At 34.8% G+C, this 21,476-nt stretch carries 15 protein-coding genes; 7 read left to right on the top strand and 8 right to left on the bottom strand.

Features of this window, described 5'->3' with window-relative positions; all coding sequences use genetic code 11:
• Genes LNQ81_RS03105 through LNQ81_RS03095 form a run of 3 tightly spaced genes read left to right on the top strand, consistent with a single transcriptional unit; the run spans window position 1 to window position 2,388 of the window.
• Window positions 1–678 (top strand): SDR family NAD(P)-dependent oxidoreductase, encoded by a 678-nt coding sequence (locus LNQ81_RS03105; RefSeq protein ID WP_121964104.1) that lies wholly within the window; start codon window positions 1–3, stop codon window positions 676–678.
• A 13-nt stretch (window positions 679–691) separates the two neighbouring features.
• Window positions 692–1,315, top strand: a complete 624-nt coding sequence (locus LNQ81_RS03100; RefSeq protein ID WP_121964103.1) for a SprT-like domain-containing protein — start codon at window positions 692–694, stop codon at window positions 1,313–1,315.
• 5 nt (window positions 1,316–1,320) lie between these two features.
• Window positions 1,321–2,388 (top strand): mannose-1-phosphate guanylyltransferase, encoded by a 1,068-nt coding sequence (locus LNQ81_RS03095; protein WP_229944717.1) that lies wholly within the window; start codon window positions 1,321–1,323, stop codon window positions 2,386–2,388.
• 209 nt (window positions 2,389–2,597) lie between these two features.
• On the opposite strand, the gene LNQ81_RS03090 is transcribed toward LNQ81_RS03095, so the two are convergent.
• The 3 genes from LNQ81_RS03090 to LNQ81_RS03080 all read right to left on the bottom strand — a co-directional run bounded on the left by LNQ81_RS03090 (window position 2,598) and on the right by LNQ81_RS03080 (window position 5,047).
• On the bottom strand, window positions 2,598–3,374 hold the full coding sequence (locus LNQ81_RS03090; protein WP_229944715.1) for an ABC transporter ATP-binding protein: 777 nt from the start codon (window positions 3,372–3,374) through the stop codon (window positions 2,598–2,600).
• 3 nt (window positions 3,375–3,377) lie between these two features.
• Complete coding sequence (locus tag LNQ81_RS03085; protein WP_229944714.1) at window positions 3,378–4,124, bottom strand: MlaE family ABC transporter permease; 747 nt, start codon at window positions 4,122–4,124, stop codon at window positions 3,378–3,380.
• A 68-nt stretch (window positions 4,125–4,192) separates the two neighbouring features.
• A complete protein-coding gene (locus LNQ81_RS03080) occupies window positions 4,193–5,047 on the bottom strand; it encodes a glycosyltransferase family 2 protein (protein WP_229944713.1) in 855 nt (284 codons plus the stop codon).
• A 136-nt stretch (window positions 5,048–5,183) separates the two neighbouring features.
• Here LNQ81_RS03080 and LNQ81_RS03075 point away from each other — a divergent pair, with 136 nt between their 5' ends.
• Window positions 5,184–6,650, top strand: coding sequence for a lipopolysaccharide biosynthesis protein (locus tag LNQ81_RS03075; protein WP_229944712.1), 1,467 nt, complete (start codon window positions 5,184–5,186; stop codon window positions 6,648–6,650).
• A gap of 413 nt (window positions 6,651–7,063) precedes the next feature.
• On the opposite strand, the gene LNQ81_RS03070 is transcribed toward LNQ81_RS03075, so the two are convergent.
• From LNQ81_RS03070 to LNQ81_RS03055, 4 genes are all read right to left on the bottom strand, one after another.
• Window positions 7,064–7,975, bottom strand: a complete 912-nt coding sequence (locus LNQ81_RS03070) for a DMT family transporter (protein WP_229944711.1) — start codon at window positions 7,973–7,975, stop codon at window positions 7,064–7,066.
• Between the two features lie 310 nt (window positions 7,976–8,285).
• A complete protein-coding gene (locus LNQ81_RS03065; protein ID WP_229944710.1) occupies window positions 8,286–9,497 on the bottom strand; it encodes an MFS transporter in 1,212 nt (403 codons plus the stop codon).
• 95 nt (window positions 9,498–9,592) lie between these two features.
• Window positions 9,593–10,504 carry a helix-turn-helix domain-containing protein gene (locus LNQ81_RS03060; RefSeq protein WP_229944709.1) on the bottom strand — a complete coding sequence of 304 codons (912 nt, stop codon included), beginning with the start codon at window positions 10,502–10,504 and terminating at the stop codon, window positions 9,593–9,595.
• A gap of 580 nt (window positions 10,505–11,084) precedes the next feature.
• Window positions 11,085–12,143, bottom strand: a complete 1,059-nt coding sequence (locus LNQ81_RS03055; RefSeq protein ID WP_229944708.1) for a 3-oxoacyl-ACP synthase III family protein — start codon at window positions 12,141–12,143, stop codon at window positions 11,085–11,087.
• A 256-nt stretch (window positions 12,144–12,399) separates the two neighbouring features.
• Here LNQ81_RS03055 and LNQ81_RS03050 point away from each other — a divergent pair, with 256 nt between their 5' ends.
• Window positions 12,400–13,017 carry a hypothetical protein gene (locus tag LNQ81_RS03050; protein ID WP_229944707.1) on the top strand — a complete coding sequence of 206 codons (618 nt, stop codon included), beginning with the start codon at window positions 12,400–12,402 and terminating at the stop codon, window positions 13,015–13,017.
• A gap of 389 nt (window positions 13,018–13,406) precedes the next feature.
• A complete protein-coding gene (locus LNQ81_RS03045) occupies window positions 13,407–16,886 on the top strand; it encodes an AAA domain-containing protein (protein WP_229944706.1) in 3,480 nt (1,159 codons plus the stop codon).
• Between the two features lie 337 nt (window positions 16,887–17,223).
• Here the strand turns inward: LNQ81_RS03045 and gcvP are convergent, their stop codons facing one another.
• Window positions 17,224–20,073 (bottom strand): aminomethyl-transferring glycine dehydrogenase, encoded by a 2,850-nt coding sequence (gene gcvP, locus LNQ81_RS03040; protein ID WP_229944705.1) that lies wholly within the window; start codon window positions 20,071–20,073, stop codon window positions 17,224–17,226.
• A gap of 124 nt (window positions 20,074–20,197) precedes the next feature.
• Here gcvP and LNQ81_RS03035 point away from each other — a divergent pair, with 124 nt between their 5' ends.
• Complete coding sequence (locus LNQ81_RS03035) at window positions 20,198–21,034, top strand: UbiA prenyltransferase family protein (RefSeq protein ID WP_229944704.1); 837 nt, start codon at window positions 20,198–20,200, stop codon at window positions 21,032–21,034.
• Window positions 21,035–21,476: the final 442 nt, after the last annotated feature.

Here is a 21,476-nt window from a genome sequence, read left to right as displayed (position 1 = left end):
ATGAAAAACGTAATTGTTACAGGGACAAGTAGAGGTATAGGCCTAGAGTGTGTGCAGTGGTTGTCTAAATTAGGTCATAATGTATTGGCTGTATCTAGAAAGGTATCTGACAAATTAGTAGGTTTAGATAACGTTACTTGTTTAGCTGTTGATATAACAAAAGAGGAAGACTTACAGCAAGTAGTCGCTTTTGTACAAGATAACTGGAGTCATGTAGATATCTTGATTAACAATGCTGGGGCTATTGTTAATAAACCTTTTGAAGAGATTACACAAGAAGACTTTCAATATGTCTACAATGTGAATGTATTCGGAGCAGCTCGTCTAATGCAGTTGACAGTACCATTTATGAAAGTAAATAGTCATGTGGTAACAGTTAGTAGTATGGGAGGAGTTCAGGGAGTACTTAAATTCGGAGGCTTAGCAGCGTATAGCTCAAGTAAAGGAGCTGTGACTATTCTTAGTGAATTGCTTGCAGAGGAATATAAGGATAAAGGTATATTCTTTAATGTAGTTGCTTTAGGAGCTGTACAGACAGAGATGTTAGAAGAAGCTTTTCCTGGATACCAAGCGCCACTTATGCCAGACGAAATGGCAGAGTATATCGTGAACTTTAGTATTCACGGTAATAGATTCTTTAATGGTAAAGTGTTGCAAGTATCAACAACAACCCCTTAAAAAAAAGAATTAATTGATAGAAACGTTACGTCCATATTTGCCAGAGCAATCTGTAGAAGCTGTATTTGAGTTGATAAAGCATTATCATGTACATTTAAAGATTGTACATGAGCGTGTTACTCGCCATGGTGACTATACTCGTAATCACGATGGAAAGCATCTAATCACGATAAATTCTAATTTGAATCCTTATCGTTTTTTGATGACCTTAATTCACGAGATAGCTCACTTAGTGACATATCAAAAGTATGGTGGAAGGATAAAGCCTCATGGTGTAGAGTGGAAGAGTACTTTTCAGTTATTGATGCTTCCTTTTTTGAGAACAGAAGTTTTTCCTAGTGCACTATTGCCTTTATTAGCGAATCACTTTAAGAATCCTTCAGCGAGTAGTGATACAGATGAACGTCTCTCTATAGCGATGAAGCGATATGATGTACAGGATATAAATAATAAAACATGTTTTATATATGAGATTCCTTTGGGAAGTCATTTTAAAACATATAATGGAAAGATATTTAAACGTGGACCTATTAGAGTGAAACTGTTTGAATGTTTAGAGGTGTCAACGGGACGTAGCTATACTTTTAAAGCAAATGCTGAAGTAGAGTTGCTTACCCATTATGTTGTAAATAGATAAGATATATGAGTTCAAATTATTATGCAGTGATAATGGCTGGTGGAGTAGGGTCTCGTTTTTGGCCAGTAAGTACTCCTGAGTTTCCAAAACAATTTCACGATATGTTAGGATCTGGTGATACCTTGATTCAGAAGACGTTTAAGCGTCTGTCTCAAGTAGTGCCTAAGGAGAATATTCTTATTCTAACACATGCGAATTATAAAGAAATGGTAATGACTCAGTTACCAGCAGTACACGAGAATAATATTATATTAGAACCGGATATGCGTAATACAGCACCCTGTATACTATATGCGGCTATGAAAATTAAAAAGAATAATCCTGATGCAGTGATGGTGGTAGCACCTAGTGATCACTGGATAGAGGATGAATTGCAATTCGTATCTAACCTACAACGTACTTTTGATGTATGTGAGCGAGATAAAGTATTAATGACTTTAGGTATCTTACCTACTTTCCCTAATACTGGTTACGGATATATAGAGTTTAACAAATTAGACTCACGTCCGATTAAAAAGGTAGTTCAGTTTAGGGAGAAACCAGACTATGTAACAGCTCGTAAGTTTGTTCAAAGTCGTCATTTCTTATGGAACTCAGGTATCTTTATTTGGAGTGTAGGTGCTATATTAGAAGCCTTTGCTGAGTTTCAACCTGCTATGATGGAATTGTTTAATGAAGGATATGATTTGCTAAACACAGATGGTGAAAAGGCGTTTATAGAAGAGAATTACTTTAAGGCAGAGAATATCTCTATAGATTATGCTGTTATGGAAAAAGCGAATAACGTATATGTACAACCAGCTACATTTGACTGGAATGATCTAGGTACTTGGGGGTCTTTATACGACAAGTTGCCTAAGGATGAGAATGAAAATGCTGTAGTGAATGCGACTGCTTTCTTTAATAATGCTACGAATAATATCGTTAGAACTGCAAAAGGGAAAATTGTGGTAGTAGATGGTCTTAATGACTATATTATCGTGGATAAGGATGATATCTTACTATTATACCCTAAGAAGAAAGAACAGGAGATAAAGGTAGTGAGTCAGCACGTGTCTGATAAACTTAAATAAAATAGGAAAGTAAAAAAGAGTAATGTGATGAACATTACTCTTTTTTTATGATTCATTCCATAAGCAGCATTAGCCAAATATTACAAAATAATTCTACTTTATAGTTCTTTCATTAGCTCTATAACCATACTATAGTATGTTGAAATCACTAATTCAGACCTATCTTGTATAATTGCATTTCGTTTATCTGTCTATCGCTGATTCTGGGATTATTTCTTTTCGTTTCCGATTTGTTTCATAGCTTGGCGAACCATTCTAAAAAGCTCTGATGAGTAAACAAAGTCTACAACATCTTCATTATCTGTCTGAATGATTTCTTTATGATTACCAGACCATGCTAATACACCATTTTTTAAAAATACGATATGCTCACCTATCTCTAGTACAGAATTCATATCGTGGGTGTTGATGACAGTGGTGATACCATACTCATGCGTAATCTCTTGAATTAAGTTATCGATAACGATAGCTGTTTTCGGGTCAAGCCCTGAGTTAGGTTCGTCACAGAATAAGTATTTTGGGTTATTTACTATTGCTCTTGCGATAGCTACCCTCTTCTGCATACCTCCTGATATCTCTGAAGGTTTCTTTTTGTTTGCATTGATAAGGTTAACTCGGTCGATAACTTCATTAACTCTTTCGGCTATTTCAGCATCAGATTTATTAGTGAACATCTTTAAAGGGAATGCAATGTTCTCTTCTACAGTCATTGAATCAAATAGTGCACTTCCTTGGAAGACCATTCCTATTTCAGTTCTTAGTTCTCTTCGTTCTGTAGAGTTAAGTTCAGTAGATATTCTACCATCAAAACTGATGATTCCCGAATCAGGAGTGTGTATGCCTAAAAGTGTTTTAAGCATTACAGTCTTACCAGAGCCACTCTGTCCGATGATAAGGTTTGTTTTTCCTGTCTCGAATGTAGTACTAATACCTTTAAGTACCTGTGTACCATCAAACGACTTTTGTATGTTTTTTACTTCAATCATTTCTTAGTTGCTTAAAAGTAGAGAGGTTAATATATAGTTGGTTAAGATAATAGCTACACTCGTCCATACGAATGAAGTGGTACTCGCTTTACCTACTTCTAAGGCTCCACCTTTCATATAATATCCAAAATAAGATGGTATAGTCGCTAATAAGAAACCAAATAAGAAAGTTTTGATAAAGGCATAAGTTACGTGAAATGGAGTAAAAGAATCTTGTAGACCAATGATGAACTGTTCTGAACTAACGAAGTTTCCCATCACACCGCCAAACCATCCACCAACAATTCCTAAGAACATACTGATACCTATAACAAATGGATATAACATTACTGCTACTAACTTAGGAAATACTAAGTAATTAAGCGAACTAACTCCCATTACTTCTAAGGCGTCGATCTGCTCCGTTACTCGCATCGTACCAATGCTAGAGGTAATAAATGATCCCATCTTACCAGCCATAATGATGGAAATAAAGGTAGGAGCGAACTCTAGGATTACAGATTGTCTAGTAGCGAACCCGATAAGGTATTTAGGTATAAGTGGGTTAGTTAAGTTAAGTGCAGTTTGGATAGCTACAACACCTCCAACGAAAAAAGATAGGAATGCTACAATACCTAAAGATCCGATGATTAAATCATCTATCTCTTTAAATATAAGCACTTTCATAACTTTCCATTTAGTCATTTTGCTAAACATTTCCTTTAGCATTATAAAGTATTGACCTATATGTCTTAATCCAGATTTTATCATAAAAATTTAAATATTGGCTAAATTACCAATTACAATTGAGTTTTAAGTTTATTAAGTTAAAAAAGTAATCAGATGAGTTTTGATTTAATCTTTTTCCAACGGTAGTTACGGATGAACTCACCTTGCTCATCTGTCACTAAGTAAGGTTGTTTTTCATATTTGGCTTTACAATATCCTTTTATATAATCAATGAATAGAAAAGGTTTCTTCTTTTTCATAGCTAGCTTCAGTGCAGCAATAGACGTAATGATGATACCGTAATGCAGTCTATAGAATGCTTCACCTTGTTTATAGCGCGCAGCTTTGTTATACATTGCGCCAGTAGGTTTAAGGTGTTTTACTTTTAGTGTCTCTACAGTGATTATCTTCCAATTATAGAACCTACATAATAGTTCATCTACAGTATCCCACCCCATAGCAGGCTTAAGACCTCCGATCTGTTTAAAACAATCAATGCGATATGCCTTAAATGCTCCTCTAATATGATCTTTATCTGTCAAACTCTCTATGACCCATTGGTTATCTTTCTCTATATATGCAAAGCCACCCACCATTCCAATAGACTCATCTTCTTTAAATCGGTTAGCGATGGTCATGAAGTAATCAGTTGGCAAGATAAGATCAGCGTCTAGCTTGACGATGAAGTCATACTCTTCTAGATTATCTACTTGTGCTAATCCGTAGTTAAATGCCTGTATAACCTTGCTTCCCGGTAAGTGAATTGCTTCTGAAGTCTTATTGATTAGGTTTATATATGGTACACTAGCATAGTTCGTCTCAACTAGGTTAGCGGTATTATCTGTAGAATTATCATTCACTATTATTACACGAGAGGGTAACAATGTCTGCTGTGTTAAACTATCTAAAGTCTGCTCTATAAAAGCCGACTCATTATGAGCAGGCATGATAACTAGGTATTTCATGTAATAATATTTGTACAACTATAGTACTCTACGATAAAGAACTAAGTTGCTTAAGATTTACAAATTTAAAAAAAATAGTAGTTAAGCACTTAATAGCAAGTATATTTGTATTTGATTAACAGAGTTACGCATTAGTATGCAGGACAAAATATCTACTAAACAGGCATTCCTTTTTACTCTTATCAACTACATTGGTGTATTGATAGGTGTGGTGTCGACTGTATTAGTCTATCCTCAAGACAAAGAATTGCTTGGTATTATCCGTTTTGTAGATGCATGTGCGCAGATTATGTTCCCGGTTATTGTATTAGGAAGTACGCATGCGTTGATTAACTTTTATCCTAAACTTAGTGAGCGCCTGAAGGGTAAACTCTTTAGTTTTAGCCTGCTCTCTATGTCCAAATTAACGATAGGGGTTGGGTTACTGCTCTTCGCAGGTTCTTTTGTATACCAGGGAGCAGAGATGAAATACGTTATTATGGGGTTCATATTAGCGATATCAATGGCATATATCGAACTCTTTAGAAGACAAGCAACCAACTTACAACGTATATCGTTTCCTACCTTCTTTGAGAAGATAATTCCTAAGATAGCTTTACCCACTGTGTTTGTAATGGTGATCTATACAAGCTTTTCAGTAGATCAGGCTGTGTGGTATTATATTATAGCTTATTATATCATAGCTATCGTTATCGGTATTTATATACATAAGCACTTTAAATACAGTTGGCATTGGAAGTATGAAGACTTGTTTGCTTATGTAGGGAAGAAGGAGTACTATGCTTATAGTCTGTTTGCTTTTGCAGGAAGTTTTGGTTCTTTCTTTGCGTTTAGAGTAGACTCTCTAATGATCCCTTACTTTATCTCGTATGAAGCAAATGGGACATATAATATAGGGGTTACATTAGCTTCGACGCTAGCTATACCTGCTACAGGGGTATTTGCTTTATACGCACCTATTATTTCAGATTTGATTAAGAGAGCAGAGTTGCGTACGTTAAATATGAAATATAAAGAAGTCGCTCGTAATCTATTCTTTATTGGGATGCTCTTGTTTAGCTGTGTTGCAGTTGGTATAGATCCACTTTTTAAACTATTGCCAACGTATGATAAGCTAGCTCCCTCTATTCCTATTATATACTTATTGGGAATTAATGTAGTGATTAATATGTCGACGGGCTTTAGTACAGAGATTATTTCCTATTCTAAGTATTATCGTTTTAACCTTGTCTCTATTTTGAGCCTGATGGTTTTAAATGTTGTACTAAACTATGTTTTACTTGCCTATACAGATTTGGGGATATTCGGTGTAGGATTAGCATCATTGTTATCTCTAACATTGTTTAATGTAGCTAAGACCTATTATATCTATCAGAAGATGAAGTTGTGGCCATTTGATAAGAACTTCTTTCTATTATTCTTATTAATGCTTGTGTTTGGAGTAGTTGTATTCTTTATCCCTGCTAGTTCACATACGCTGATAGACTTGATTGTAAAGGTAGGTTTAGTTATAGTACTTAACTTTATCATTGTATTTAAAACTAATTGGGTAGCAGGAGTAAAGGCAATGTTAGATAAATTACTTCACAAGTTTGGGCTGTAGTGAAATGCTAGCCAATGGTTTTTGTATAAACGCAAAACAGTATTAGCTATATATTAGATACAATTCTACATCATTATTCTTTAATTATATTGTGCTAAAAATCAATAATTAAGACCTTTTTGTGTTGTTGTTTTTTCGTTTATAGGTTATATGTCTATTAGATATTCTAGGTTTAACTGTAAGTTCATTATTTCAACAGTGGCTCAACACTGCTTCAAGATTAGTACAGCTAAAGGGCTTATATGTGGAGAAACCTTAAAGAAGTGTTGAGGTAATTCTGTCAATGACAGATTTGCTCTAGTCTTGAGTCAACATTGCATATTAGCCCAATAAGGTGTATAAATTAGAAGGGGTTAAAAGCAACAACGCGATGTTCCTTGTGAGAGACATCGCGTGGCTTATATTTTATGTTTTTAATTCTCTGGAATAACTTTCTTCTTAATCTTCGTTAGAAGAAATATCGTAGCTATAATACACAGGCTTCCTAAGTAATCCATTAATTCAAAGTTGACACCGAAGTACATTACTGCTATTAATGTGGCTGATAGAGGCTCTGCGCAAGCTAGAAGACTCGCACGTTGTGGACCGATATTCTTAATTGCCATTAGGAAGATATAGAACGGGATTAATGTTCCTAAGAAGATGATAAATAGCACTGCTAGGTAAGTATCTCTATCCCATATACCTTCTAGTTTATGAGGAGGGTGTATGATACTCATCGCTATCCCTGCTATCAGCATACTCCATCCTATAATAGCGATGGGGCTATATCTATCTAACAAGTGTACAGGCATCAGTGTATAAACTGCCAGAGCAATGGCAGAAGCAATACCCCAAGATAGTGCTGTAGGTGTGATGTTTAGTGTGTTAATGTCACCATGAGTAACAAGTAAGAATGTACCTAACATCGCCATAGCGATAGCTAAGAACTCTATAGGTTTAGGCCATTTCTTTAGTCTTAAGGCAAGATAGATGGCTATAAATACTGGGCCAGTATACTGTATCACAGTAGCTGTAGCAGCGTTAGAGTGTAAGATCGTTACGAAGTAAGTGTACTGGACAGTTAGCATCCCTAAGATACTAAATAAGACTAGCTGTATAGCATACTTCTTGTCTTTCCAAATGTTCGTTATATCAGGATTCTTCTTAACGATTCCGAATAACAACATTAATACACCTGAGATAAGAAGACGAACGGTCACTAACCATTCTGCGTTAAACTCTTTCTCTCTAAAAAGGAACTGAGCAAAAGCTCCTGAAACTCCCCATAGCATCGCTGCGAATATAGCAGATGCGAAGCCTAAAAACTTATTATTTAATTGCATTTCTAACAACGTACTCTTGGTACACTTAAAGTTGAACGAGATAGAGATAGAGAGCGTTCTCCATGACTAAACACGAGTACAAAATTACAGATAAATAAGTGTGTAATTCAATAAAATCTACTTGAGCATAAGAATTATTTACTCCATATATAATGTAATATTTTAAGAAGGGTATTTCTAGTTTAAACACAGAAGCACTACACATTCGACAATATATTTTTACTTTCACAACTGCCATAATTTGGTAGTCTGTAATAGCTATGTTGGCGAATGTGCAGTGTCTAGTTATTTATATGCTAGTGAATCAGTATTATTCCGCAGCTGTATTTTTCTCTTTATTATATAGCTTGATGCTATATAAGATAGCTATTAGCAGTGCGAGAGCGACTAGTAGGTAACGTGTTCCAAGTTCTGATGATGAAGTTATCTTACCTGTAGAAGAGATTAGCAGTGTCATAAATGAAGTTAAGACATATACTAGCCCTCCCATTAATCCACCTGCTGTTCCAGCATTATTTGGGAACTGCAACATTGTAGAGGTAAAGAAGTTGTTAAACAAGGTACCTGAACAGATGTGTATCAAAAATAAGAATCCGATCAAGATAGGTAAACTTTCTATCCATAGCGTAGAGCATAGTAGTAAGGCAATAAGGGATACCTGAACTAAAGAGGGGTGTAGTGCTTTTGGTTTTAGATCTAAGTGCATTCTTTTTTTGCCAATAACTCCGCCTAACATCCATGAGAATCCTAGTACTAGTGTACAATAGCCGATAACAACAGAGTTAAACTTAAAGGTGTCTTCTATTAAGAATGGTCCTGCGATATTAAAGATCATTACGATAGAGTAACTAAGTCCAAGTATCAATGTACCGATCATAAATCGCTTCTCACTTAGCATCATTTTATATAAACCTAATGTATCTGATAGGTTAAATTTCTTCTTCTCAGGAATACTCTCTCCGCTTATACACAGGTCCAAGATTAGTAGTACACCTGCATAAATGGCTAGGAAGTAGAAGTTAGCGTGCCAATTAAATAACTTCTCTAAGTATCCACCTAAGAATGGTGCTAATATAGGTCCACATGACCATACAATAGTAAAATAGCTTAGGTAGTACTGTCTCTTAGTTTCATCATAGATATCAATAAAGATAGCTCGTGTAGCAACTACTAAGGTAGAAATAGCCATACCTTGTATTATTCTCATTATACAGATATAGAATATGCTATCCATCTGTGTAATGCTTAAATTAGTAATAATTAGGATTAGTAAGGCTACTAAACGCGGTTTATAACGACCGATGTTATCTAATAGACTACCTATGAATATCTGTGAGATTCCATAGCTTAATAGGTAGCAGGTAAGCGTGAGTTGAATATCTTGTTCTGATACAGCTAGTCCTTTTGCCATAGCAGGGAAAGAGGGTAGGTATATATCAGTGACAAAGCCCGATAGGGGAATGGAACAAAAGGCTAGTATGGTGGCTAGTTTTTTTCTTTGTTCGCTTGCTTCTCTTAGCATAAATTACAATTGTTGTTTCAGAAGCAAAAGTAAGTTGATACAGGATTCTGTCAATTAAATATCTCAAAGGGATAATTGCAAAAATCAAAGATTGATTACATTGGGCTTTTATATTTCAAAGGTGTAATACCTGCGTGTTTTTTAAAGAAGTTATTAAAGTGGGATGGCTGGTCGAATCCTAATGTATATCCTACTTCTGCAATATCCCAACAGGTGTTTTTAAGGAGGTTCTTCGCTTCGTCAAATAAGCGTTCTTTTATTAGCTGTGTTGTGGTCTTGTTTGTAGCCAATTTAATAGATGCATTGAGATGATTGACATGTACACTTAATGCAGTAGCATAGTCAGATGCTGTCTTTAGATTTAAAGGGTAAGCAGGTGAGTCTAGTGGAAATTGTTTATTTAGCAAGGCATCGAATTGTCTATACAGCCTAGTGCTACTAGTAGATTCTTCTAGTTTTATGTCTTCTACCTTAAGTTGTAAGGCTTGATGTAAAAGTAGTGCTAAGAGGTTTCTGATAATCTCAAACTTTAATGGATAGGCACTGTGCGCCATCTCATACATCTGTTTAAAGTAAGTAGAGGCAAGTTCTTGCTGTGCTTCATTTAAGAAAATAAAGGGGTTGCTCCATTCTTTGAATAAGGAGGTTTTCTTGAAGAACTCTATCGTGCTGTGCTCTACAAGGAATTCTTGGTTAAATAAACAGAAGTATCCTTCTTGTTGATTGCTTAGGCATTCCCATTCATAAGGTATCGTTGGGCAAGGTAAGAATAAGACAGGTTTATCGATTACTATTCTGTGATCTCCATATTTAAATACCCCTTCGCCTATGATTAAGCAGACTTTATAGTAATCACGTCTGTTATAGGGAGTATTAAAGTTACAGTACTTGCGTATGTTAATATTAAAGTGTGATTTGCCACATTGATAGTCTGATATATCAAAGGCATAATGACTTACTGTATTCTCTCTATAGTGATCACTGATTGTCTCTAAGTCTTTACTCATGGTTTGACATATATCTGAATGAAGAGCAAAGTTACTAAAATCAAATAAATAGCATGATTTTTAATTTGCTTATTTAGTAAGGGTATTCTACTTTTAGAAGTAGTACTCTATTACTGTAGAAACAACTTATGTTTGATGTGTTGAGTTGTAAAGAAAGTAAAGACAATGTATAGCCATTAGTTTTTAAAAGAATAACTTCTAAATTAAGGATTGTTTTGTAAAAATGGCATTACTATTGATGTGTATTTAGTAGTATTGTTATTTGCTTTAACTTTCATATAAATGATTAAAGGAGATACGATGAAGTAATTTGTTTAATTGAAAATAGAACACTTTGATTAATTTAGATCGTTTATTGAAGTTTATAATAGTAATAGCTACGTTGTTATTGATTATTGATCTGTTTGATTTTTTTAGTTATAAAATCATTCGTTATTTGTGTTATGGAGCGCTTGGACTATGCGGAATAGGCTTGTTTTATCTAAGTAAGTATTGTGAACAAAAGGAGCAAGATAAAGAGGATTATTAAGTAGAATCTGTATAAATCATAAAGGGAGAGCAAAAGCTCTCCCTTTATGATTTATACTTGATAAGTAAAAGCATTTATATTCATTCCCGCTCCCACTGAAGCAAAGAGAACTATATCTCCTTTCTCTAAGTTATGAGTTTCTAATTTTTTATTAATAATCATGTCATATAGAGTAGGTAAGGTAGCCACACTGCTATTCCCTAGTTTCTGTATGTTCATCGGCATAATATTTTCGGGCATAGCCATGTCATATAATTCAAAGAATCTTTTGACAATAGCTTCGTCCATCTTTTCATTAGCTTGATGTATCATAACCTTTTTTATACGAGTAATATCTATTCCGCTTTTATCTACGCAGTTTTTCATAGCTAAAGGAACATTACTAAGAGCAAATTCATATATCTTACGACCAAACATCTTGATGTATTTTGTGTCCTTATCTAAGTCAGGGTTGTAAGACTTGCCGAAGTGTATAAAGTTTGCTTCATCAAAAGTGAAACTAGCTGATTCGACCGAAAGTATACCTCCTTCTTCATTAGTCAGCTCTAATATAGTAGCTCCAGCACCATCAGCGTAAATCATAGAGTCTCTATCGTGAAGATCTATTACACGAGATAAAGTTTCTGCTCCAATAACTAGGCATCGTTTAGCCATTCCTGCTTTCATAAATGCGTAGGCCTGTATTACACCTTGTAACCATCCAGGACACCCAAATAGCACATCAAAAGCTACGCATGTAGGGTTTTGTATCTTAAGATTGTGTTTTACGCGTGAAGCTAGACTAGGTACACTATCTGATTGTATTGTTCCGTGTTTTACATCACCGAAGTTATGTGCTAAGATGATGTAGTCTAGTGATTCGCGATCTATACCAGCTTTTTTAATAGCATTTTCAGAAGCAATAGTTGCGATATCGCTACTTACAAGATTGTCTTCTACATATCTTCTTTCTTCTATCCCAGTTATTTGTTGAAGTTTATATGCAGTTCGTGCATTGCTGTCTTTTAGAGGATTACCATGCTCATCCCTAAAGTCAAATTGATCAAAGGTTGTATTATTTATAACTTTAGTAGGAATGTAACTACCTGAACTAATTATTTTAATATTCATAGGATCATTTTCTGGTTAATTATAGAGTAAACTTATGATTTTCTTTTGGTTAATGATAATGATTTGTTTTATTTTTTGAGGTATTGTAAAAATTAGAACGTCAATAGTGATTGTTTAGGATAGAAAGTAAACGTTTTTTATGCTTTTAGTCAATTAATTATTTAAAATAATTCTATTTTAAAAATTTATAAATACTTTTTGAAGGTTAATAATTTGTTGTTATTATATTGTGCAAACTAAAAAATACGTTTTGAGAATGAATAGATTAGTTGTTTTTTGTATAGTATTACTAAGTACTATTATGTCGTTTGGTCAAGTTAGTAAACCGAAAATAGAGATTAAGGTTTTAGACTCTAAAATTATTGATAACAGTATGGTTACTATTGTGCTTATGAATAATTCTAATGATATATACTGGTTTCCTTGGGATACTTCAGAGTTAGCCTATGCGGCAAGTATAGGTAGTACATATGAGAATCAAGTATATGTTTTGCGACAAAAAGTTTACAATGAAAAGACGCGTTCAGATGAACCTACATTAATGAGTGGAGATTATGATTCGGAAGGAGTTTTAAAAAGATGGAATGATAAACTAGCAAGTAAAAAGGTTGAGGATTATGTTATTGTTAAACCTAAAAGCTTTGTACAGCTTAGATTGCCCTTCAAAATTGTCCAAAAAATGTCACCTGCATGGTATGCAGCTGAAGAAAAAATAAATGAGGGGGGATTTAAGTATTATGTTACTTATAATTATAATCAAAAAGCAGTAGATCAAGCATTGAGTCCTCAATTATTAAATGAAGTAAATAATCTAGGATATAAGATATACCATGAACCTTTAGCATCTAATAAGGTACCTATAGTGAAGAAATAAAAAAAGAGAAGTATATCCGTATACTTCTCTTTCCGTTAAAAAACAACTGTATAAAATTATACGAATTATTGGCATGTATAAAATTACTAAAGAAGGACGGTATGTTTTATGATACTTATCAGTTTGCTCATAATTGTTTTTAATTTTCATTAATGTTTGATTTTTAAAATGAATCTCTGTTATTAGTTTGAATTGTTATTACTGTCTTTGCTTTTAGGAAAGTATATTTGTCATGAGGTGTTAGAAGTTATTCATAGTTATTAAATGTTTTTATTCAGAAAGAATTGTCTTAGTGCTAGGCAATTCTTTTTTTTTGTATTTACATGATGTTTCTTAAACTGTGAAATCTAGTTTATCTTTGAGTTTTTAAATCCCAATTCAGTTGCCTTATGCTAGATAATAAACATACTTCACTATACTTTAATTCTCTAGTAAACATCATAAATAGTAAGGATGTAACTACACGTTCTAGATACAGGTTGTTAAGAGGGTTATTAGAGAAGATATGTAAGTATGTTACGAAAGATGAGGTGGTGCAGTTCTCTAATCTGTTCTCTCGTGTGTCTTTTATTTGTAATAAATATAAGGCTAGTCGTGTGATCCATAACTTTAGGATGATTAGCAACGAACTAGGGAAGCATGATTCTGCTGATTTAGATCGATACTTCGCTACCTACTGGATGGATGTGAATAACTTCATCTCATTTATATATGATGTTCCCATCCCTGATGAGAATAGACAACACTTTCCATTTAACATACTTCGATTAGAGGTTAAGCATATCTTGTTTGAACAAGTAATCGATAAACTTCGTGTGAATGTCATCGACTTAAAGGGGAATACCCTTATCTGTGAGGTGGAGGATACAGCTGATGATATACCTATCAAAGTTCAGATTATGGAAGAAGGGGTGAACAGTGCATTTAATACCATAGATCAGGTGTGGGCAGGGGCTACACTTCACTTAATCAATATAGGGGTAGATAATCAACAAATTTACCATCCCAAGATATTTATACTAGAACCAGACTATCTTATAGATGTATCTGCTATAGCAGAGTGTTTTCAAGACTATGGAACGTCTTCTCTAAGCTTTATCAAGTCAAAGTTTGATGAGATTCCTAATAATAAGCATTTGTTATTAGGGAATTTTGCCAATGCTGTGATGGATGAGTTGGTAGGTGCGGAGGATGCATCCACCGTACTGTTTAATACAGTCTTCATTAATCACTTTGAGAACTATCCTTTCGAACATACCGCTTGCCCAGATATCTTAGATATAAAGAACTTCAAACAATATACACTAGACTGTGAGACACACTTTAATACTATCAAAAGAGTGTATCTAGAGGAGTTCGTTTATTACGGAATTACTAAAGAGGGAGATATAAGTCTAGAGCCTAGCTTTATGTGTAATGTATATGGTGTACAGGGACGACTAGATTTGCTGCATAACGTAAAGACAGATCATCTAAAGACAACGATCGTAGAACTTAAATCAGGAGGAACTGTGTATCCTGATGATGGTGTAGGAGTGAAGCCTAATCACGCTGTACAGTTATATTTATACCATCTGATGTTATCTGTAGTTAATAACATACCTTACAAAGATATCGGTAATGAGAAATATCTAAGTGGTTTTATCTTTTACAGTAAGACAAGGACAGGTAATCTACGTACTGACCGAATTAACTTAAGTAGAGTACAAGAGATCTGTGAACTTCGCAATAAAATTATAATCAATGAACAAGTCTTAAAGTCTGATGATCTAGAGAAGATAGCGTCAAGACTTGATTATATAAAGGGGGAGTATATAGTACGTGACCCTAATGTAAATACAAAGTTTAAGGCCATGCTGTATAAGCAGATAAACGAGTTTACTCAAGTATTAGAACGTTGTACATCCTTAGAGCGAACCTACTTTTATTCGTTTGTGAGTTTTATCGCAAGGGAGCAGTATATCAGTAAACTTGGCGCGGGTAATCAAGAGGGAAGTCACGGCTTAGCGAGTCTATGGATAGACTCTGATGAGGTGAAGAGGGATAAGTATAGTATCTTAAGTGATCTTGAGATTAGAGAGAATAAAATATCTGAACATGAGAAGATGATTTGCTTTAACCGTACGCTATCAGATGACTTTGTCAATTTCAGAAAGGGTGATGTATGTGTCTTATATCCTCGTAAAGATGAAAAAGATACAGCAGCTAATCACCAAATATTTAAGTGTACTATACAGCAGATTACTAAAGAGAGTGTGACAGTAGTATTTAGACATAAACAGAGAAGAATTGCATATTTTAATCAGTATAATCGATGGGCATTAGAACGCGACTCTATGGATTCTTCATTTACGAGTATGTATAGGAGTCTGTATGCTTTCATGAGTGCTCCGAAGTCTAAGCGCGATGTAATACTAAATGTACTTCCTCCTAAACAAGGTGTAGATTATGGGTATTATAAACCGACGTTATCTACTGAGCAAAATAGAATACTTAATAATGCATTATCTACAGAAGACTATTATGTACTAAATGGTCCTCCGGGTACAGGGAAGACTTCTCATATCATTAAGGAACTAGTAAAAGAATTATATACAAATACAAAGCAAAATATACTACTATTAGCTTATACGAATAAAGCAGTAGATGAACTATGCGGTGCTGTAGAAGAGGCACTTGTTGATATAGAAAATATAGATAAATATGTGCGCATCGGTAGTCCGCTATCTAGTAGTAGCAAATATGAGCATAGATTATTAAATACGATTATCAGTAGAGAGAGTGAGACATTAGAGTTGTCAGGGCGCAAATTTACTCGTAATGTATTGTCAAATATTATCCGCAAGAACCGAGTTTTCTTATCTACTGTAGCGACGATGTCTGGTAAGAATGATGTGTTTAAGCTAAAGCAGTTTGATACTGTAATTATAGACGAGGCATCTCAGATATTAGAGCCTCAAATCATAGGCTTATTGCCTAAGTGCAAACGAGTGATTATGATAGGAGATCATAAACAACTGCCTGCTATCGTAGTACAGAGTGAAGTACTGTCTAAAACGAATAACCCACTCTTAGAACAAATGGGACTGAAGGATAGACGCAATTCACTATTTGAGCGTATATATAACTTCTGTGAGCTACATAACCTACACTATGCCTACGATACACTAACGTATCAAGGACGTATGCATAGAGAGATAGCGGCGTTTCCGAATATTGCTTTTTATGAGGGAAGGTTGAAAGAAGCGTATACTTTAGAGAATCTGACTCCTGAAGCAAAAAAAGGACTGAGCAGACAGTTAGTGCCTCTAGCATTTAAGAGTTTAGAGAATGATTTGTTAGGTAATGTGTTAGGACATAATAGGGTATTATTTATCAATATAGAAGAACAAGAGCTAGGGCTTCAAAAGAAAACGAGTACTAGTGAAGCAATGTTTGTTATCAAAGCTCTTCAGAAGATAGTGATGTTATATCAATCTAAAGGCGAGGATATAGATCTGAGTAAACAGGTAGGTATTATAGCCCCATTTAAAAATCAGATCGCTCTAATTAAGAACAAGCTTGAAGAGAGTGGATTAGAAAATGCAAATGATATCGTAGTGGATACAGTAGAACGCTTTCAGGGTGGGCAACGAGATATTATCATTTACTCTTTTACAGTCAATGAGGTGTTGCAACTAGATAGTGTCGTTAGCTTTAATGAAGATAAGACTGTAGATAGAAAACTCAACGTAGCACTAACACGTGCTAAAGAGCAAATGATTATTATCGGTAACGCTAGTGTGCTTAGTTATAACCCACTATATAAAGACTTAATCACTTTTATAAAGGAGCAAGAGGGATATTATGATTTGAATAGTTTAGAGTAATTAATGCTATTGTTAGTAACTGTGTTGATAACCCTGTTTATAACTGGAGCTATTGTAGAATTCATTGTTGATAACTATATGTTTAATAGTGGGTGAATATTAGATTAATTTGTTTTAATTAATTGTATTATAGGGATATAAGTTTGTTTTTAAATGTGTTTTTATTGTTTGTAACTGTTGATAATAGGTTTAAATGTTGTTAACAATATTGTTGATAAGTGTGATGTGTTGTTTATAGACTGAGCATATTTCGATTAGATATAAAGTATAAATGGAATGACATAAAAAAAACGCCATCGTGATGATGGCGTTTTCTGTATAGTTAAAGCGATTAAGCTTAGTTCTCCATATAAACTTCAATAGGAGCACAAGAACACACTAAGTTTCTGTCACCATAAGCGTCATCGATACGACGTACAGTAGGCCATAACTTGTTCTCAGCTACGTATGGAAGAGGGTAAGCTGCTTTCTGTCTAGAGTAAGGAAGATCCCAGTTATCAGCTGTTAATAAAGCTAATGTATGAGGCGCATTCTTAAGTTCGTTAACAGGGTTATCTAGTGTTGCATTCTCAATTTCTTGACGGATAGATGCCATTGCATCACAGAATTTGTCAAGCTCTTCTTTGCTTTCACTTTCTGTTGGTTCGATCATTAAAGTACCAGCAACAGGGAAAGAAACAGTAGGAGCGTGGAAACCGTAATCGATAAGACGCTTAGCGATATCTGTTACTTCAATACCTTTTTCTTTAAACTCACGTACATCAACGATCATCTCGTGTGCAGCACGTCCTTTCTCTCCTGTATATAGGATAGAATAGTGCTCCTCAAGACGAGACTTCATGTAGTTAGCGTTTAAGATCGCTTGTTGAGTTACTTTAGTAAGTCCTTCAGTACCTAACATCGTGATATAACCGTAAGAGATTAAACACACTAATGCAGATCCATAAGGAGCAGCAGAGATAGCAGTGATACCTTGTTCTCCACCTACTTTAACCACAGGGTTAGTTGGCAAGAAAGGTACTAAGTGCTTCGCTACACAGATAGGTCCTACACCAGGTCCACCACCACCATGAGGGATAGCGAAAGTCTTGTGTAAGTTTAAGTGACATACGTCAGCCCCGATATTAGCAGGGTTAGTGATTGCTACTTGCGCGTTCATATTCGCACCATCCATATATACCTGTCCTCCGTTATCGTGAATGATTTGAGTAATCTCCATAATAGCAGACTCATATACACCATGTGTAGATGGGTAAGTAACCATAAGACAAGATAAGTTGTCTTTATATTGTTCAGCTTTAGCTTTTAAGTCAGCCACGTCGATGTTTCCTTCAGGAGTTGTTTTAGTAACAACTACTTTCATACCAGCCATAGCCGCAGATGCAGGGTTAGTACCGTGTGCAGATGCAGGAATAAGCGCGATATCACGTTGGAAGTCATTTCTAGAGTGGTGGTAAGCACGGATAGCCATAAGACCAGCATACTCTCCTTGAGCACCAGAGTTAGGTTGTAATGTAGTACCAGCAAAACCAGTAATCACGTTTAATTGTTGCTCTAAAGCGTGTAACATCTCTAAATATCCTTGTGCTTGATCAGCAGGAACGAATGGGTGAACATTGTTCCACTGTGCGTTACTCAAAGGCAACATCTCAGCAGCAGCATTTAGTTTCATAGTACATGAACCTAAAGAGATCATAGAGTGGTTAAGAGCTAAGTCTTTACGCTCTAGTTTTTTGATATAACGCATTAGTTCAGTCTCTGAGTGGTAGCTGTTAAATGCAGCGTGCTCTAAGAATTTAGAAGTACGTTTTAACTTCGCTTGGTATTTCACTTCAGTGCTTAATGCAGTAACTTCTGTAGCAGGCTTACCTACTACTTGAGCGAATACATTCACGATAGCATTAACATCAGCTACCTCTACTGTTTCGTTTAACGAAATAGAGATAGTGTTCGCATCGATATAGTTGAAGTTGATATTATTTGCTTCAGCGATAGCTTTTACTTTAACAGCATCAGCTTTCACTAAGATAGTGTCGAAGAAGTTAGCATTAACTTGCTCAATACCTAATTTACCTAATTCAGTAGCTACAGTTACAGCTTTAGCGTGGATTAAAGAAGCGATATTAGTCAATCCTTTAGGTCCGTGGTATACTGCGTAGAAACTAGCCATAACAGCTAATAATACTTGAGCAGTACAGATATTAGATGTCGCTTTTTCACGTTTGATATGTTGCTCACGAGTTTGTAAAGCCATACGTAGAGCGAAGTTATCATCAGCATCTTTAGATACCCCTATGATACGACCTGGCATACTACGCTTGTACTCTTCTTTAGTGGCGAAGAAAGCAGCGTGAGGACCTCCAAAACCTAGTGGAATACCAAAACGTTGAGTAGTACCTACTACTACGTCAGCACCCATTTCTCCAGGAGGAGTTAATAGTACTAATGACATAATATCAGCAGCTACAGCTACTTTAATATCTTTTGCTTTTGCTTGGTTGATAAAGTCAGCATAGTCAGCAACTACACCGTGTTTACCTGGGTACTGTAAGATAGCTCCAAAGAACTCTTCTGAGAAGTCAAATTCTTCGTGGTTACCTACTACTAATTCAACACCAAACGGAGTAGAACGAGTCTGTAATACAGATAAAGTTTGTGGTAAGATTTCTTCAGATACGAAGAACTTAACAGCATTATTTTTCTTTTGATCTCTTGTTCTAACATCGAATAATAAGATCATTGCTTCAGCAGCAGCAGTAGCTTCATCAAGAAGAGAAGCATTTGCAATCTCCATACCTGAAAGTTCGATTACAGTAGTTTGGAAGTTTAATAAAGCTTCTAAACGACCTTGAGCTACTTCAGCTTGGTAAGGAGTATAAGCTGTGTACCATCCTGGGTTTTCAAATACGTTACGGATAATAGCTGCTGGAACTACCGCCTCGTTATATCCTAACCCGATGAAAGTACGGAATATTTTATTCTTGTTTCCCAATGCTTGGATATGAGATAAATACTCATACTCAGTCATAGCTGGAGCAAGATTTAAGTCTTCTTTTAGACGAATAGTGTCTGGAAAAGTTTCGTTGATTAATTGATCAATGCTGTCAGCTTTCACTGTTTTAAGCATTGCTGCCATGTCCTCAGGACGAGGACCAATGTGTCTTAATGCAAATGCGTTTGTTTTCATTTGGACAATAAATAAAAGTTGTGTTTAATCACACAAAAATAACCATTAATCTGACAATTGTATATTTATATCGATTAATTTTGAAAAGTGAATAAGCATAACAGTAGTAGAAGGAATAAGTAATATGGATTTGTTAAAAAATAGAATAGTTGCACTTTATTTAAACGGAAGTATTCACGTTTCCTTAGCGGTATTCGCTTTGGTGCAAATGACTTTTTATTTTTGTCACCTTCCTTTTGATGGAATAGTTTCTCTTTTAGCTTTTAGTGGAACATTGTTTTCTTATAATTTCATTAAGTATGCAGAAGTAATTTATAGACATAAGAATTCATTTACCTTTCGGCTAAAAGTAATAATAGGGATGAGTCTTGTCGCTTTGGTGTTAGGAGTAGTTAGTTTCTTTTTACTAAATCTTAAAGCACAATTAGTAACCATAGGACTTTTGGTATTGGCGATACTCTATGCAATACCTGTGAGTAGTAATGTTAGTAATTTGCGTAATCTCGCTGGGCTAAAGGTCTATATAGTGTGTTTGTGTTGGGCTACTGTAACGCTTATAGTACCAGTGATGAATGCTGATATCCCAATCAGTTGGGATATTGTAGTTAAGTTTATACAGCGTTTTATCTTAGTATTTATTCTAATTGGGATATTTGAAGTCGTTGATTTACAATATGATGATAAGTATTTGAAGACCTTACCTCAGATGTTAGGAATAGCTAATACCAAATGGTTGTTAGGATTGTTGCTAATTCCTTTTTATGTGATTGAATTCTTTAAAGTAGGATATCAGCCTATACAGGCATGGAATAATCTATTGATTGTATCATTAACGCTGTTTTTTATTGTATATGCTTCTCCCAAACGCACCAAGTTCTTTACCTTGTTTTGGGTAGAGAGTGTTCCTATTATATGGTGGTTAATTGTTGTTATTCAGGGTAATGCTTCTATATTAAAGTAGCAAGACTAATTTTGTTTACTGAATTTATAGTATCTTAGATATTAAAGAAAACGTGTATGCATTATATTGAAATATTAAGAAGTTTATTGAAGAACAAGAAATTCTTGTTTATATGTAGTATTGTATTAGCATTACTTTTGTCAGTATTCTTCTTTTTTTTATGTGTAGATTTAATTGATAGATTAAGTATTGAAAAATATAAAGGAGTTGATATATTAAAGTCTGTTTTTTATCTTGTTTTAAGTTTTTCAGTTGTTTTAGTCTTGTTTTTTGCCTATCTGTCATTTGGAACATTATTTGGTGTTTTACTTTGTAGAGAGAAAAGATATAGATGGATATACTTTTGTGTATTTGGGGTATGTAGTCTTTTTGTTTCGATTTCAGTGTCTAGTAGTATGATTAGAAATATGTTGTAAAATAAGATTAAGGATATAGTTTAGTC

The sequence above is a fragment of the Myroides oncorhynchi genome, assembly GCF_020905415.1.
Lineage (GTDB): Bacteria > Bacteroidota > Bacteroidia > Flavobacteriales > Flavobacteriaceae > Flavobacterium > Flavobacterium oncorhynchi_A.
This window is presented reverse-complemented; position numbering and strand designations above follow the sequence as displayed.

Bases quoted from the DNA above. Each gene is read 5' to 3' on its own strand.
- LNQ81_RS03045 (WP_229944706.1), top strand. From the start codon at position 13,407: ATGCTAGATAATAAACATACTTCACTATACTTTAATTCTCTAGTAAAC.
- gcvP (WP_229944705.1), bottom strand. From the start codon at position 20,073: ATGAAAACAAACGCATTTGCATTAAGACACATTGGTCCTCGTCCTGAG.
- LNQ81_RS03065 (WP_229944710.1), bottom strand. From the start codon at position 9,497: ATGCTAAGAGAAGCAAGCGAACAAAGAAAAAAACTAGCCACCATACTA.
- LNQ81_RS03095 (WP_229944717.1), top strand. From the start codon at position 1,321: ATGAGTTCAAATTATTATGCAGTGATAATGGCTGGTGGAGTAGGGTCT.
- LNQ81_RS03075 (WP_229944712.1), top strand. From the start codon at position 5,184: ATGCAGGACAAAATATCTACTAAACAGGCATTCCTTTTTACTCTTATC.
- LNQ81_RS03090 (WP_229944715.1), bottom strand. From the start codon at position 3,374: ATGATTGAAGTAAAAAACATACAAAAGTCGTTTGATGGTACACAGGTA.
- LNQ81_RS03080 (WP_229944713.1), bottom strand. From the start codon at position 5,047: ATGAAATACCTAGTTATCATGCCTGCTCATAATGAGTCGGCTTTTATA.
- LNQ81_RS03060 (WP_229944709.1), bottom strand. From the start codon at position 10,504: ATGAGTAAAGACTTAGAGACAATCAGTGATCACTATAGAGAGAATACA.
- LNQ81_RS03055 (WP_229944708.1), bottom strand. From the start codon at position 12,143: ATGAATATTAAAATAATTAGTTCAGGTAGTTACATTCCTACTAAAGTT.
- LNQ81_RS03035 (WP_229944704.1), top strand. From the start codon at position 20,198: ATGGATTTGTTAAAAAATAGAATAGTTGCACTTTATTTAAACGGAAGT.
- LNQ81_RS03070 (WP_229944711.1), bottom strand. From the start codon at position 7,975: ATGCAATTAAATAATAAGTTTTTAGGCTTCGCATCTGCTATATTCGCA.
- LNQ81_RS03050 (WP_229944707.1), top strand. From the start codon at position 12,400: ATGAATAGATTAGTTGTTTTTTGTATAGTATTACTAAGTACTATTATG.
- LNQ81_RS03105 (WP_121964104.1), top strand. From the start codon at position 1: ATGAAAAACGTAATTGTTACAGGGACAAGTAGAGGTATAGGCCTAGAG.
- LNQ81_RS03085 (WP_229944714.1), bottom strand. From the start codon at position 4,124: ATGATAAAATCTGGATTAAGACATATAGGTCAATACTTTATAATGCTA.